Source organism: Melittangium boletus DSM 14713 (assembly GCF_002305855.1).
GTDB classification, from domain to species: domain Bacteria; phylum Myxococcota; class Myxococcia; order Myxococcales; family Myxococcaceae; genus Cystobacter; species Cystobacter boletus.
Genome location: NZ_CP022163.1, coordinates 6,976,781 through 6,990,418, shown reverse-complemented (window position 1 = coordinate 6,990,418; position 13,638 = coordinate 6,976,781). Strand labels below are relative to the sequence as shown.

The following is a 13,638-nucleotide window of genomic DNA, read 5'->3' as shown; positions in this document are numbered from 1 at the left end:
GCGTGCGGTACGGGGGATGAGGGAGCAAGTGGAAGCCAAGGCTCGAACCCAGGGCACGCCTGTGCTGGGGGCGCGAGCCGTGAAGGCGCAGCACCCGCCTACCCGGCCCGAGCACCTCGAGAAGAGCCCGAGGCCGTTGGGCCATGCCTCCACGCGGCAGGCATTGAAGGCGCTACGCGAGCAATATCGGGCCTTCGTCGCGGCATTTCGAGAGGCGGCGGCGCGGTGGAGTCGGGGGGATTTCCTGGCCTGCTTTCCTCCCTTCGCCTTCCCGCCGCGTGTCGCGCCTGCCCAAGTTCTTTGACACCTCTCCGGACACCTCTCGGACACCTCTCCGGGTCCAAGTTCTTTGACACCTCTCCGGCGCGAAGGCAGCACTTCTTCTTCACCCTGCCTGTGGCCGGCTGAGGCCCGGCGCGACGGCGCTCAATGCCGCCCCAGAGCCAGGTCCCACGCGAATAGCTGCCCATTCACCGCGAAGCGGTAGGCGCTGGAGAGACTCTCGAAGTCGTCCGGGCGGAGCGCGGCGAGGCGCTCGCGCAGGAAGTCCGGGTCGTTGAGTTCCTCGCGGTGCTGGAGGTCGGTGTTCATCCGCACCACGCTGGGAATCACCCGGAGCACGGCCTCCATGCACTCCTCCCGAGTTGCACGAGCCATGCGCTCCACCGTCAGCACCAGGTGCTCGCGCACCGAGGTGGCGCCTCCGGGGCACCACGCATCCAATGTCATGCCGTAGATGTACGCAATGATCTCATCGAGTGTGTGGTGGGTATCGGGCACCCTGTACGCGTAGAGCGGGCCCTGGAGCACGTCCCAGAAGCTCAGCAGAGCGGCGAGCCGCCTGGCCATGCGCTGCGCGCTCCGCGGTGGGGGCGGAGACACGGCATGGTAGAGCGCGCCCCATGGAGTGCTCAGGCAGAAGGACTCGAAGGACTCCCGCACGCGCGGGTACTCCTCTTCCGGCACGCCCTCATTCAGGTTCATGAAGACGTCGATGAACATGTGAATCCGCCAACTCGAGCGGCCCATGACTTCAAACTCGGCCGCCGAGTGCATCACCAGAAGCTCGCCGGGCGGCACTTGGCGCATCCGCCGGGGCAGGCTGAAGCCACCCGTCTTGAGGTACTCCCGGGCCCAGCCTTCGCTCCTGGCCCTCACCTCGCGGCGGATGGAGCCAATAGAACCGTGGAGCATCGCGGGGAACTCAAGCACCATTGACTGCGGCGAGGTCATGGCCCTGGCCCTACCATGGAGGTCAGGTGGGCCTCAAGCGCCAGGACCCACGTTCGCTCCGAGGGTGCCGGACACCGACGCTTCCCGCCCACTCAGTGGCAGTCCACGGGCAGGTAGACCTGGCCCTGGAAACCACTGGGCCATTCGCCCCTTTCATAAGCAGCCCGAAGCACCTGCTCGGCCATTGCACCGCGCTGCTCTGCTTCTTCCCTGGGCAACGCTTCTTCCCTCTGGGCTGCCCGCTCCTTCCAGGCTGCATGGGGCTTCTCGCGCCGGTAGCTCCAGCGGTAGAGCGTCACGCCGGGCTCGGGCGTGCGCCAGGACAACTGCCAGAGTGCTCTTCCATTCTCGAATTCGAGGAAGAGAGACCCTTCAAAACCAGTGCCTCCCTTGAGTTTCTTGTCAGGCTCGATGGCTCCATTCAGAGCCGCCAAGTAGCGCCCCGCCTGTTCTCTGGCTTCCTTGCGCCCTTCCTCATTGTCCGGCTTGATCTCGAAGAGTACGAGGGCATCCGTATCGGTGATGTCCGGGCGCAGGCGTCTGACGAACTCCGAGAGACGCTTGGAATTGCCCAACTCTCCGTCCTCCACAATGGTGGATAGATTCTCCGTGCCGAGAAAGACGGTTCTAGAGGGGTACTGCACGATGTATTGCCTGCCAATGGCGAAGTGTGCGGCCTTGCCAAGAAAAGCGCCCCAGGGCTCCTTCGAGTCCGGCTTGCGACCCGGTAGCTTGTAGGAGGGAGGCTCCGCCTGGGCGCCGAGGGCCGCCACGAACACCAGGAGAAAACCCGCCAGCCTCCAAGTGAACCATCTCTTGCATCCAGGCCCCTTCTTGTCCACCCCGCATCTCCTGTCTTGGTGTCCGCTTTCCGAGCAAAACAGAAAGGGCTGACATGCCGAGGACAGTGAAGCCGCGCACGGCAGCGCTCAATACTCGAAGTCCTCTGGGCGGAGTGCATCGAGGCGCTCGCGCAGGAAGTCCAGGTCGTTGAGCTCCTCGCGATGCTTGAGATCGGTGTTCATCCGCACCACGATGGGAATCACTCGGAGCACGGCATCCATGCAGTCCTGCCAGCACCCGCCGCCTGGCTCCACACCTGACGCAGGCGAAGCCCGTCCACCGCGAAGGTCCTGCGCGGCAGCCCTGCCTGGTCTCCTGGCGGCGTCCTGTCCTTGCTCGCCCCTGCCTCAGGCGCCACGCTCGCCTCCTCTGCTGCTACCTGGGGGCGCGTCACGCGCCTTTCCTCCCCACCTGCTTGGGGGAACCTTCGGGGGACTTGAGGTGGACCTGCGCTGACCTGGATGAGAGGGGAGGAGAAGGAAGGGTCCAGGCGCGCCGCTCCCCGGGTTGTCAGCGCCCGAGCTTGAGGTCGTAGATCCACTCCCGCACGGACTTACCGGCGACGATGTCGTCGTAACGGTAGGGGAAGAGGTAGATGTCCCACGCGGCGTTGTACGCGCCGCCGAGCGCGAATCGGCCGAGCGGGGTGATGTACGGTCCTCCCTGGGCGAACGTCTTCACTCCGGGCGCGAAGCTCGCGACGGTGAGGCATTGGAACTCTTCCCGGTCGCAGACGGTCATCCACTCCTCGGTCGCATCGTGGTAGGTGCTGGGGGGAGGCTGCGGGAGCGGCGCGGTGCGCGCGGGTAGCCGGAGTTCGGTCCCGAAGTCGGAGCGCAGCCGGGTAACGGTCCCTCGGGCGTCCGCGTAGGGGGCGTTGCCCTCGTAATAGTAATACCAGTGGCCGAGGGTCTCGTCCGTGATGAGGGCGGGAATCTCCTGGTTGTGCTCTCCCACCATGCGCGTACTGGAGTAGCTCATCTGGTAGGTGAGCTGAAGATAGGGCCGATTGCTCGGCACCTTCCCGGTGACCCGCCAGGTCATCCCATCGAAGGCTGTCGTCTTGGTGAAGTGGTAGGGGTTGCTCTTCACGAAGGTCAGGGCCCCGTTCGACTCGATCACCTGGCTGACGTCGTTCGTCGGACCATTCCAGCCACAGTTGGCGGCCTGGGCCTGGATGGGGTTCCAGGGCGCGGCGGCCGACCAGCCTCCGCAGCTCTGCTCGGTGGTGCAGTTGCTGATCTGTGCACCAGTGGCGACAGCTGCGCACGGAGTCCCCCCATTGGCCTCCTGGCAGGTGGCGGCGCTGTCATGGGCAGTCGGGCTGCAGACGGTGGTGGTGAAGTACGCGGTCCCCGAGGCCTGTGGGTCATACCCCCAGATGGAGAGCTGGACGGCCGATCCGCCATGCTCCTCGATGCGATTGCGCTTGTCGCTCCCGTAGAGTTCGAAGAGCGTTCCCCCGAAGGAGCGGTTGATTCCCGCCCGAAGGTAGTCGTTGTAGAGATAGAGCGTGGAGGTTCGCCGGGTCGTCATGTACTCGGTGTAGGAGCAGAACTCCCGCTCGGCCCCATTCAGCGATGGGTCCGTGCAGGACGGAGGCGCGAAGGGGGACTCGTCCACCGGGGTGTACCGACCGCAGGTGACGGTGGCGCTAGGAGGCGCGTCGGCCATGCAGTTCCCGCCCGTGACGGCGAGGCAGTCCCAGTTGCCGCCGAGATTGCCGCCGAAGTGGACGTCGCACCACCACTGTCCGGTGCGGCCAGGGGCGGCACTGCCGCCGACGCTGACGGATTGCACGTTCCCGTACTGGGAACAGCTCACGAGTTCGCCATTGGGCACCGTCGCACCGCAGGAGCCCCCGCCCGAGACGTCCAGGCACCGCCAGGAGCCTCCGAGGTTGTTACCGAAGTGGTTGTCGCACCACCACTTGCCGTTCCGCTCCGCCGCGGACTGAGTCACGAGGATGCGCTCGACCCTCCCATAGCCGAGGGGCTGGATCGCGCGAGAGGCACCGGAGTAAGGCGTCGACCCGTCGCTCCCCAGGCGCCCACACCGTACGTTCCCGGAGTTCGGTACCTGTGAGGAGCAGGCGCTTCCTGTCCCCTCGACGCACTCCCACGAGCCCCGGAGGTTGAGGCCAAAGTGGTGGTCGCACCACCACTGCCCGGTGCGGCCAGGCGCGGAACTCGCGCCGATGTTGATGGTCTGAAGGTCGGCCCAGCAGGGGCCCGCGCCGCCACAGAGCAACGACTGTTCATCGCCGCTCACATCCCCCGGCGCGTCGTCCACGGTCACACGACAGGCCGAGAGAGAGAACAGGGTCAGGATCGCGAAGGGGAGACTGTATGACCAAGACATGATGTTTCTCCAAATCCCCCAGGGAGGAGGAATGCAACAGGGAAGTCCACGCTGGGCGGGTCGGTCCAGAAGATTCGTCGGGAGAACACCTGATCTGAATGAAGACAAACACTGGTGCGAGTCCCATGAAATCAAACCGGCTGGAGTGGAGGTTTCTGGGAGCGGCGCTACTCAGCGGAACCGGTGCTGGACGACACGGCACTGGTGGGACGGCTGCGCTACGTGCTGGCCCATGGGGTGAAGGAGGGGCTGGTGGATAGGAGCGCGGAGTGAAGAGGAGCAGAGGCAGCGTGCGGTACGGGGGATGAGGGAGCAAGTGGAAGCCAAGGCTCGAACCCAGGGCACGCCTGTGCTGGGGGCGCGAGCCGTGAAGGCGCAGCACCCGCCTACCCGGCCCGAGCACCTCGAGAAGAGCCCGAGGCCGTTGGGCCATGCCTCCACGCGGCAGGCATTGAAGGCGCTACGCGAGCAATATCGGGCCTTCGTCGCGGCATTTCGAGAGGCGGCGGCACAACTGGTGCGCAAGGGCAGCAAGAGCCTGCCCCAGGTGGCCAAGGACTTAGATGAGCAGGGGCCTCATGCGCTCCTCTCCGGCGGGGATGAGCGAGCCCTGAAAGCACACCTCTCGTGGCCTGGCATACCTGCCAGCGGCGAGTCAGGCCTTCGGTCGAGGTGGATGAGGACCATGTTCGCCTCAATGGGAGAGCGGCCAAGCCTCCGCTTTGAACCACTCGGGATGATGAAGGGTGACATCCCCGCGGGAGCCAGGCGCGCCTTGGAGCTCGTGCCCAGGGAGCAGGGTGACGTCAGGCCGAGCCACCAGCAGTGCACGAACTTGATTGCGCACGTCAGCCGCGCGCTGGGAGTCCACCGCGACACGCTCCACGTTGTCAGAATGCAGCCATTCTCGGTGAACAACGGCATCGCCGGAGAGGAGCACCGGCCCCCCCGGTAGGGCGAGGAGAGCCATGACGTCCTCCCGCGCATGGCCACCGCCACGCAGCAGCACGACGCTGCCATCTCCGAACAAGTCGAGCGAGGCATCGAAAGGCGGGAGGGCGCGCGTGTCGTGGAAGTCCACTTCGCGCCAACGAGGCGCCGACAGGCCCAGCACCTTGCCGGCCGTTCCCAGCCCACCGATGAAGGTCGCGCCCTCGAAGGACGCGGCGGCGCCAATGTGATCGTCGTGCAGGTGCGAGATGATGACCCATCGGGCGCGGGCTGGCTCCAGTCCGGCCTCTCGCATCTGTGCGTCGAGCGTCCTTCCCTCGCGTCCGCGGCTCTCGAAGAGCCAGCGCATCGGCACAGGCAGAGCGGACTCGCCCTCTCGGGCGACGGACGTGGAGAGCCCGCAGTCGAACACAATGAGCCCTTCTCGCGGATGTTCGATCACGAAGGCAGGAGCCGGCCGCCATGGGCGGTGCTCACCGACCAGGAGCGCCGACATGCGGTTCATTCCCGTGTTGAAGACGTGGAGCCGAAGACCGGCCACCGCCGCGGGCATCGGATAGGGACCGGGAGGCGGCTGGGCCCCACTCACGATAACGGGACGGTAAGGGAGCAGGACGGCGCCGAGCGTGACGAGCGCACCCGCACTCAGCAGGCCCAGCGCCACGAGACGGCGACGTCGAAGACTCAAGGGCATGGCCTCACAGTGCGGGAGATTGACATGGAAGTGCTCCGGGTGAAACGGGCCAGCTGGGCGTGCGCTCCTTCTGAGGTATATCCCTGCTCCCAGAACAGGACCACTCCGTGGTTACGCCTGGGAGACGGGCCGCAGTTGCTTCAGTGTGAGCAGGTGCCGGTGGCTCCCCCGCTCCCCCGAGGAAGGGTGTCAGACGATTCGTCAGATCTTCCCAGAAGAAAAACACTGGAATCGGCGGATTGGATGATCATCCCTACGTCACCTCACTCAAGGCAGAGCGCGCCGATGTGGCCCGCGTCCAGCTTGCCTGGATGCTCACCGCGAGCCCCAGCGCTCACCGCGAGGCGCCCGTCGATGTGTCCGGCCTGAACACTCGTCACGAGCCCCCGCGCTCGCCACGAGGCCCGCATCGAGGTGTCCGACGTGTCCGGCTGGATACCCGCGTTCGTGGCGCTGGACCTTGAGCTTGGCCACCTCGGCGCAGAGGGCCTCCCACGGGAATTAGGCCCGCTACCCGTGGCGGCGGCGACGGCGCAGCGCAAAGAGGACGCCCCCGGCCACCCACATGCTGACAGCCTGGCCAGGGCCGGCTCCGCAGTTGCGTCCTGTGGGAGCGCCCGCGTCGACGCCCTCACCGGGCAGCGGCGGTGGTGGTGGTGGCGGTAGCGGTGGTGTTCCGCTCGCCACGGGCAAGGTGACCGTGCTTGGGTGCGCCGGGTCCGTGTAGATGGAGAGCGTCGTCATCATGGGGGGCGGCGACGAGGACAACGGCTCGGCGACGTTTGGATTCACTTCGTAGTGCGGCGAGTTCGTCCCGCTGATCGCCACGCGGAGGCTGTGGCCCGCCTTCACCCGCACGGCCACCGGACCCAGGTCGAGTTCGAACGGGACGGGTACTCCCGGCGTGAGCGGCGTGAGCACGGACGGAGCGGCGACGAAGCGCCCGCGGCGCACGCCGTCGGTGAGCAGGAGCGACTTGCCATTCGGCGCGACCTGCGTCAGGCGCACGACGACGTCGACATCCGTCGTGGCGCTCGCCGCGTAGATCCGGGCCTTGGGGTTGCCGATGAGCTCGTAGTCAGAAGTCCCCGGCGCGGTGGTGATCGTCAGCACGTCGCCGCGCGCATCAAGCGCTGACTGATCGCGAGGACCGTCCGCCACGGAGAGGTTCGCCCCGCCCACGGTCGGAACCGGGTTTGAAGGATCGACGGTCAACGTCGTGACGTCTTGCGCGGCGGTGAGATACCAAGGCGTCAGGATGCTCTCCGGAGGCGGCCAGAGCGTGCCCTGTCGCCACTCTCCGGTCGCAGCCGCACCGTCGTCGCCAATCTGCGTGACGAAGTAGCGCAGCGACGGCCAGTTGGGAGTTCCCTGCCCTTTGAGGCAATGGTTGAAGAATGCGAGGTTGTCGTCCGTGGGTGCGGCCACGTTCGCGTAGGCGAGCTCACCGATGGGAGTCTGCGCGTCGCCGTGCGTCCAGGGGCCGAGCACCAACGTGTGACCGGAGCCCGGCGCCGAGTCCGTCACGTAGTGCGAGAATGCCGCTGTTTGCTGCAGCGCGAAGATGTCGAAGAAACCCGAGGTCATGTACACGCGAGCGCGAATCCGGCTGCGCTCGGCCGCATCGACGATCACCGGGTCCCAGTAGGTGCTCTTTGCTTCGTGGGCGCGCCAGGCGGCGAGCGTCGTCGGCGTCGGAAAGCCGTTGAGCCAAGACGTCGTCAGCTCGGCGCGCCAGGCGCCGCCTGGCATGAGCGAGTCGTACAGGTTGTCGGAGGCGTTCTGTACGTGGGCACAGCGCAGCGAGTCCGGCGCATCTGGGAGCGCCAGGAGCTGCACGATGCCCTCGGCGGAGGCGCCGAAGGAGCCGATGTTGCCGTCGCACCAGTCTTGTTGCTCGATCCAGCGCATCGTCGCCGGACCATCCACGGCATCGGTGAAGAAGGGCAGGAACGTCCCCTCGGATCCTCCCCGCCCGCGCACGTCTTGGGAGACGACGATGTAGCCGTTCAGATCCGCCAGGTTCCACACCAGGAGGGACTGGGGGAACGGAAACCCGCGGCCGTAGGGCGTGCGACGCAGGATGACCGGGCGCGGCCCTGGAAATTGCGCCGGATTCGGACGCCAGACATCCGTCATCAGTCTCGTGCCATCGGGCATCGGGACCATCACTTCGGTCTTCGTTGCAGCGCGCGCGGTCTGCGCACACATGACAAAGAGGAGGCCAAGCACGATGGTGCGCATGGCACACCCTACCATGCCAGCGTGGTTGGCAGCAGCGCGGCAGCCGAGGTGGAGCACGGCCAGCGCGAGCCGTTTCAAGCCTCAAGGGGCTGCGCGCCCGCCGATCTCCGGGAAGCGCTCGTCGGCCCGTTTGAGCGCGTCCAGGTGCGCGGGGTTGTCGTAATCGAGCGATGCATCCGTGAGCTGCACGACCCACCCACCTCGAGGGCCTGATAGCACCGCTCCGCCCAGGGCAGCGTCGCCGCTCGCTGGAGGTTGACGAGCCTCGGGTCTCGGGCCGCTGGCTCTCTTGGGCTCGGTACCTAACGAGTCCTGGTGAGGCTGTTCGGAGTATGGGCCTTGGTCACGCGGAGGCCGACATCGTGAACTTTACTCAGCAGAACGGATTGCGCCTCCTTGAGGTCGGCGCGACTCGACCGATCTGTCCCTCCTGCGCGGTTGCCATCGAGGAAGCCGGAGCGGTCCCCGTGACGCCGTTGAAGGTACCGTGAGCATGTTCCGCTTGGATTCGATCTCTCCCGACCTGGCCGAGAGCTTCAGGCACGCGACACCCACGCGCCGACGCAAGGCCGCGCTGGTTGCCTGCACGCTTGTAGCCTCTCGGGTTGGTCTTGAAGGTGAAGAGGTTGTCGCCGCACTTGAGCACCTCCGCCATGGTGGGGAGGTGGAGCACGAACTGCTCCGGAAGATCCAGAGCCTCGCTGCCTGGCTCGATGACGAGTACCTCCGCCTGGATGAGGAAGGCGATGAAACGAAGAAGCCAGAGGTGCTCCGGCTCTTCTCGAAGGCTCGCGCAGCTTCCGCTCTCGGGTTCGCCCTCTCCGAGGCGCCTGGACAGCTCCACGAGGCGCTCTACGAGGCGCTTGCGGCAGTAGACGATGCCACCGAAGTCATCCGACTGGTGGCGGATGCGCTCCGGAGCTGACTGAAGCCTGCGACTCTCGCAGTGCACCCACGCCAACCCGTGCATCAGCACTCCCTACGGCAACCGCGCGCAACCGAATAGGAGCGCTCTTGCCGGAGACTCCGAACGGCGGCTTCGATTCCCGCCGCCTCCACACTCAGAAGCTCAGCAATCCCAAGGGGTTGCTGGGCTTTTTCTTTGCCCTCGTTTCCGCATGTGCCCTTGTTGAGGGGCGTAGGCGTCGACGTTTTGGCGCAGCGAGTTGACCTGGGCACCGAGCATCTGGACCGCGCGCCTCGCCTCGAGGGAGGGCAAAGCCGCCAGGCGCTGGCGGCGGGGACATCTGCGAGTTCGTCATCCTGCGGTCCTCGCCTCGGTCCCTGTTTGTGGACCAAACGAGAGCATCTTGACAAGCAGAGCACTGGTTGTCACAATGTTTTCATGCCAGCGACGATGACAGATGACGAGGCCGCTGCCCGCCGCGCAAAGGTCCTAGCCGCCGCGCGGTGGTGCTTTCTCAACTTCGGCTTCGCAAAGACCGCTTTCGAGGACATCGCCAGGCGCGCCGGCCTCTCGCGCACGCTGCTCTATCGGCTCTTCAAGGACAAAGAAGACGTCTACCGAGCTGTCTTCGTGGACTGGTTGGTCTCTCGTCACCCCGCCGCGATGGAGGCGGCGAACGGCCCGGGCAGCCCCTACGATCGCCTGCTCAGCGTCTGTCGTCTGATGGCACTCGAGCCGTGGGCCGAGATGGTCGGGGCGCCGATGGGGAGCGAGTTCCTTGCGGTGTGCGAGCGAATCGATCCCGAGAGCGAAGCGCTGCATCGCAAGGTCGCGCTCGATTGCGTCGCCACCATCCTCGGCGACCAGTCGAGCGCCGAGGTCTTCCTCCTCGCGCTCGACGGACTGCTTGCAGATGAACCATCGATCGAGGTGCTCGAGCAGCGCACAACGGTGCTCGCCGCGCGCTTCGCTCCACAGACACGGAAGAAGGCGGTGCGCTGATGACCACGAAGTGGAACCCCACACAGATTCCCTCGCAGAAAGGTCGGCGGACCATCATTACCGGCGGCAACAGCGGCATCGGCTGGGAAGCTGCCGTGGTGCTCGCTCGGGCGGGCGCCGAGGTCGTCATCGCTGCGCGCAATGATGGCAAGGCGAAGGAGTCAGTCGAGCGGCTGCGCGCGCTCGTGCCCAACGCCGACGCGAGCACTGCGCGGCTCGACCTGTCTGACCCTGCGTCGATTCGCGCGTTCGCCGACGCGCAACTCGCTCTTGCCAAGCCGATCGACGTGCTCGTTCACAACGCTGGCGTCATGGCTTTGCCGAAGCGTGAAGTGAGCATCGACGGCCATGAGCTGCAGTTCGCCACCAACGTTCTCGGACCGTATCGGCTCACAACTCTACTTCTACCGGCGCTGCTCCGCTCGACGGCTCCGCGCGTGGTCACGGTGGCGTCGGGAACACACAAGGCAAGCCCGGTCCCGCTGACGGACCTCGACTCGGTCAAGGACTACCGGCCCATTCGTGCATACGCGAAAACCAAACTCGCCAACATTCTCTTCGCGAAGGAACTGCAGCGACGAGCCGGTCAGCGGCTACTGTCGCTCTGCTGCCATCCAGGCGCCGCGAACACCAACCTCGCCGGCGTGACGTCCCTCCTGATGAAGCTCGCGATCTTCGCGATCTACCCGCTGATTCAGTCTGCTGCGCGAGGCGCTGAACCGACGTTGATGGCAGCGACGCTCGAGGCACCGATGCCGGGCGGCTACTTCGGGCCCACGGGCTTCATGGAACTGCGAGGTGACCCCGCGGAGGTGAAGCCAGCACCGTTTGCCGAGGACCCGGCCGCGGGCCGAGCGCTCTTCGCCGAACTCGAGCGCATCTCGGGCATGACCATCGACTTCGAGGGAGCGACGCGATGAAGATCGTGTTCCTCGGCGCGAGCGGTATGGTCGGCGCAGGTGCGCTCCGCGAAGCGCTCGCCGCGCCTGACGTCGAAGCAGTACTCAGCGTCGTTCGCGCGCCGACCGGCGTAACGCACCCGAAGCTCCGCGAGTTGGTGATGCTCGACATCTTCGACGTGGCTTCCGTCGAAGACCAGCTCGTCGGTTACGACGCGTGCATCTGGGCCATCGGCATCAGCTCCAGCGGGCTCGATGAGAACGCCTACGCGCGTGTCACCGAGGAGCTCACGTTGACGTGGGCTCGCACGCTGCTGCGCCTCAATCCGAAGATGTCGTTCTGCTACTGCTCCGCGGGCGGTGCCGGTGGTCCGGGCATGTGGGCTCGCGTCAGGCGTCGCGTCGAAGACACCCTGAAGTCGATGCCGTTCACGCATTCGGGCGCTGTTCGCCCCGGCTTCATCCGCCCCGGCCCAGGCATCCGAAGCAAGACACGCGCCTACCAGCTAGGCGTCGTGCTGCTGAAGCCGCTCTTCCTGCTCACGCCGTTGCTTGTTCGCTTCATGCCGTTCCTCTTCACCACTTCTGAGATTCTCGGCCGAGCGATGCTGCGTGTCGTTCAGGGGCACGCAGACCGGTTCATCCTCGAGTCAGCCGACATCAACCGGGTGGGCGCGTGAGCACAATGACTCGCTCACTACGGAACGTGAAGCTCGGTGTCGTCGGGCTGGTGCTCATCATGCTCGCCGCCGCCTGGTATTTCGGCGTCTTCGCGCGCCTTGGTGAGCCGAGGGCCCTGGCGCAGGTGCTCGTCGAGATGGGCGCGTGGGGCTACCTCGCATTCATCATCACGTACACAGTGCTGCAGCCGTTCGGTGTTCCCGGTAGCATCTTCATCGTCGCCGCGCCGCTCATCTGGCCGTGGCAGACCGCGTTCGCGCTCTCGATGGTCGGGACGATGTCGGCGAGCGTCGTCGGCTTCTCGTTCGCGCGCTTCGTCGCGAGGGACTGGATCTCGGCGCGCATCCCTACGCGGCTGCGCAAATACGACGAGGCGCTTGAGCGGAGCGCCTTCCAGACCGTAGTGGTCCTGCGGCTGATCCTCTGGATGCCGCAAGTGCTGCACTCCTTCTTCGGCGTGTCGAAGGTGGGCTTCTGGACTCACTTCTGGGGCTCGCTCGTTGGCTACGTGCCGCCGCTGCTCCTCGTGAGTTACCTCGGTGCCGAGATGTTCGACGCGTCGGGAAAGATGCAACCAGCCGCGTGGCCGATCATGACAGGGCTCCTGGTCGCGTCGCTCGTCATCGCGGCGTTCGCCAGAGCCTACGAACGCCGCCGTCTCTCATCGTCCCCAAGGGAGCTTCGCGTTGTTCAGCGCGGCTAATGGAGCAAGTCATGACTCAAGACCTCGTAGGCAAAGTGATCCTAATTACCGGAGCGACAGACGGTATCGGCAAGGCCGCCGCCATCGAGTTCGCGAAGCGTGGAGCGACGCTGACGATCGTCGGCCGCAACAGGGAGAAGACCGCGCAGGTGCTCGCCGAGTTGAAGGCGGCCAGCGGGAACCAGGACATCGACCTCCTCCTCTGCGACCTGTCACGAGTTGCGAGCGTGAGGCGCGCCGCCGAGGAGTTCAAGGCGAAGCACGACCGGCTCGACGTCCTCGTCAACAACGCTGGCGCGACCTTCAAGAAACCAACGATGGGTCCGGACGGCTACGAGCTCACATTCGCGCTCAACCACCTCGCGTACTTCCAGCTCACGACCTCGCTGCTCGACCTGCTGCGGAAGACTCCGGGCGCACGGGTCATCTCGACCTCGAGCGGCATGCAGGCACGTGGGAAGCTCGACCTCGCGAAGACGCCGACGTCTCTCGAAGGCTCGGGACCGAGCGCGTACGCGACGTCGAAGCTCGCCAACGTGCTCTTCACGAAGGAGCTCCAGCGGAAACTGGAGGGGACGACAGCGATCGCCAACTGCTTCGAGCCAGGCACGGTGCGGACTCAGTTCGGCGGCTTCGGGTCCGACCAGGGTCTTCTGCTGAACCTCGTCTATACCCTGGCGAAGCCGTTCTCGAGCACGCCCGAGCAAGGCGCCGACTCGCTCATCTGGCTTGCGACTTCGCCGGAAGCTGCGTCGTTCAGGGGCGAATACGTGTCGAAGCGCAAGCCAGTGAACCCCAACAAGCAAGCGCTCGACACGAAGCTCGCAGCCGAACTCTGGGCGCTCAGCGAGAAGTTGTGCGCGGGAGCCGTTGGGATTGCCGCCTAATACTACAGTTGTACTTTCCAGGCCGACAGAGGAGTGCCGTTGACCCGGTCGCTGCGACCACCTCCCTTGAGCCGTCTTCCGTGGGCCCCGCGCACGTACCTTATCCACTGAGATAGCGCAGCCCTGGGTCCGCGCAACTGCGGAGGTGGGATAGCGGGCCCCACTTGTCTGGTGGGGAGCCAGGAGAGAAAGCGAAACGCAGGAGAAGGTGACGCCGGAGGTGGCGTGGTTAC

The 13,638-nt window shown here is 65.8% G+C and carries 13 protein-coding genes; 6 read left to right on the top strand and 7 right to left on the bottom strand.

What is annotated here, in order from left to right; genetic code table 11:
• Positions 1-426: 426 nt before the first annotated feature.
• From MEBOL_RS29225 to MEBOL_RS43255, 7 genes are all read right to left on the bottom strand, one after another.
• Positions 427-1,233 (bottom strand): hypothetical protein, encoded by an 807-nt coding sequence (locus MEBOL_RS29225; protein WP_095980513.1) that lies wholly within the window; start codon positions 1,231-1,233, stop codon positions 427-429.
• 92 nt (positions 1,234-1,325) lie between these two features.
• Complete coding sequence (locus MEBOL_RS29220; RefSeq protein WP_095980512.1) at positions 1,326-2,075, bottom strand: hypothetical protein; 750 nt, start codon at positions 2,073-2,075, stop codon at positions 1,326-1,328.
• Between the two features lie 87 nt (positions 2,076-2,162).
• Complete coding sequence (locus MEBOL_RS43820) at positions 2,163-2,297, bottom strand: hypothetical protein (protein ID WP_281256691.1); 135 nt, start codon at positions 2,295-2,297, stop codon at positions 2,163-2,165.
• A gap of 289 nt (positions 2,298-2,586) precedes the next feature.
• A complete protein-coding gene (locus MEBOL_RS29215) occupies positions 2,587-4,038 on the bottom strand; it encodes a hypothetical protein (RefSeq protein WP_157775640.1) in 1,452 nt (483 codons plus the stop codon).
• A 1,093-nt stretch (positions 4,039-5,131) separates the two neighbouring features.
• A complete protein-coding gene (locus MEBOL_RS29205; protein ID WP_157775638.1) occupies positions 5,132-6,052 on the bottom strand; it encodes an MBL fold metallo-hydrolase in 921 nt (306 codons plus the stop codon).
• 540 nt (positions 6,053-6,592) lie between these two features.
• The gene (locus MEBOL_RS29200) at positions 6,593-8,326 is read right to left on the bottom strand and encodes a CocE/NonD family hydrolase (RefSeq protein ID WP_170115612.1); all 1,734 of its coding nucleotides are present in this window, start codon (positions 8,324-8,326) and stop codon (positions 6,593-6,595) included.
• An 81-nt stretch (positions 8,327-8,407) separates the two neighbouring features.
• Positions 8,408-8,515, bottom strand: coding sequence for a DUF5953 family protein (locus tag MEBOL_RS43255; RefSeq protein ID WP_425437563.1), 108 nt, complete (start codon positions 8,513-8,515; stop codon positions 8,408-8,410).
• 304 nt (positions 8,516-8,819) lie between these two features.
• On the opposite strand from MEBOL_RS43255, the gene MEBOL_RS29195 reads away from it, so the two are divergent.
• The 6 genes from MEBOL_RS29195 to MEBOL_RS29170 all read left to right on the top strand — a co-directional run bounded on the left by MEBOL_RS29195 (position 8,820) and on the right by MEBOL_RS29170 (position 13,405).
• Entirely contained in the window at positions 8,820-9,251 is a 432-nt protein-coding gene (locus MEBOL_RS29195) for a hypothetical protein (protein ID WP_095980508.1), read from the top strand.
• 420 nt (positions 9,252-9,671) lie between these two features.
• Complete coding sequence (locus MEBOL_RS29190; RefSeq protein ID WP_218920824.1) at positions 9,672-10,235, top strand: TetR/AcrR family transcriptional regulator; 564 nt, start codon at positions 9,672-9,674, stop codon at positions 10,233-10,235.
• The gene (locus tag MEBOL_RS29185; RefSeq protein ID WP_095980507.1) at positions 10,235-11,155 is read left to right on the top strand and encodes an SDR family NAD(P)-dependent oxidoreductase; all 921 of its coding nucleotides are present in this window, start codon (positions 10,235-10,237) and stop codon (positions 11,153-11,155) included. Before MEBOL_RS29190 ends, MEBOL_RS29185 begins: the two co-directional genes overlap by 1 nt.
• A complete protein-coding gene (locus tag MEBOL_RS29180) occupies positions 11,152-11,814 on the top strand; it encodes an NAD(P)H-binding protein (RefSeq protein WP_095980506.1) in 663 nt (220 codons plus the stop codon). The genes MEBOL_RS29185 and MEBOL_RS29180 overlap by 4 nt, the downstream gene beginning before the upstream one ends.
• A gap of 26 nt (positions 11,815-11,840) precedes the next feature.
• The gene (locus MEBOL_RS29175; protein WP_245918941.1) at positions 11,841-12,518 is read left to right on the top strand and encodes a TVP38/TMEM64 family protein; all 678 of its coding nucleotides are present in this window, start codon (positions 11,841-11,843) and stop codon (positions 12,516-12,518) included.
• Between the two features lie 11 nt (positions 12,519-12,529).
• Entirely contained in the window at positions 12,530-13,405 is an 876-nt protein-coding gene (locus MEBOL_RS29170; protein ID WP_095983079.1) for an SDR family oxidoreductase, read from the top strand.
• Positions 13,406-13,638: the final 233 nt, after the last annotated feature.

Excerpts from the sequence above, each read along its gene's own strand:
- MEBOL_RS43820 (WP_281256691.1), bottom strand. The coding sequence starts at position 2,297 with ATGGATGCCGTGCTCCGAGTGATTCCCATCGTGGTGCGGATGAACACC.
- MEBOL_RS29185 (WP_095980507.1), top strand. The coding sequence starts at position 10,235 with ATGACCACGAAGTGGAACCCCACACAGATTCCCTCGCAGAAAGGTCGG.
- MEBOL_RS29190 (WP_218920824.1), top strand. The coding sequence starts at position 9,672 with ATGCCAGCGACGATGACAGATGACGAGGCCGCTGCCCGCCGCGCAAAG.
- MEBOL_RS29180 (WP_095980506.1), top strand. The coding sequence starts at position 11,152 with ATGAAGATCGTGTTCCTCGGCGCGAGCGGTATGGTCGGCGCAGGTGCG.
- MEBOL_RS29195 (WP_095980508.1), top strand. The coding sequence starts at position 8,820 with ATGTTCCGCTTGGATTCGATCTCTCCCGACCTGGCCGAGAGCTTCAGG.
- MEBOL_RS29170 (WP_095983079.1), top strand. The coding sequence starts at position 12,530 with ATGACTCAAGACCTCGTAGGCAAAGTGATCCTAATTACCGGAGCGACA.
- MEBOL_RS29200 (WP_170115612.1), bottom strand. The coding sequence starts at position 8,326 with ATGCGCACCATCGTGCTTGGCCTCCTCTTTGTCATGTGTGCGCAGACC.
- MEBOL_RS29225 (WP_095980513.1), bottom strand. The coding sequence starts at position 1,233 with ATGACCTCGCCGCAGTCAATGGTGCTTGAGTTCCCCGCGATGCTCCAC.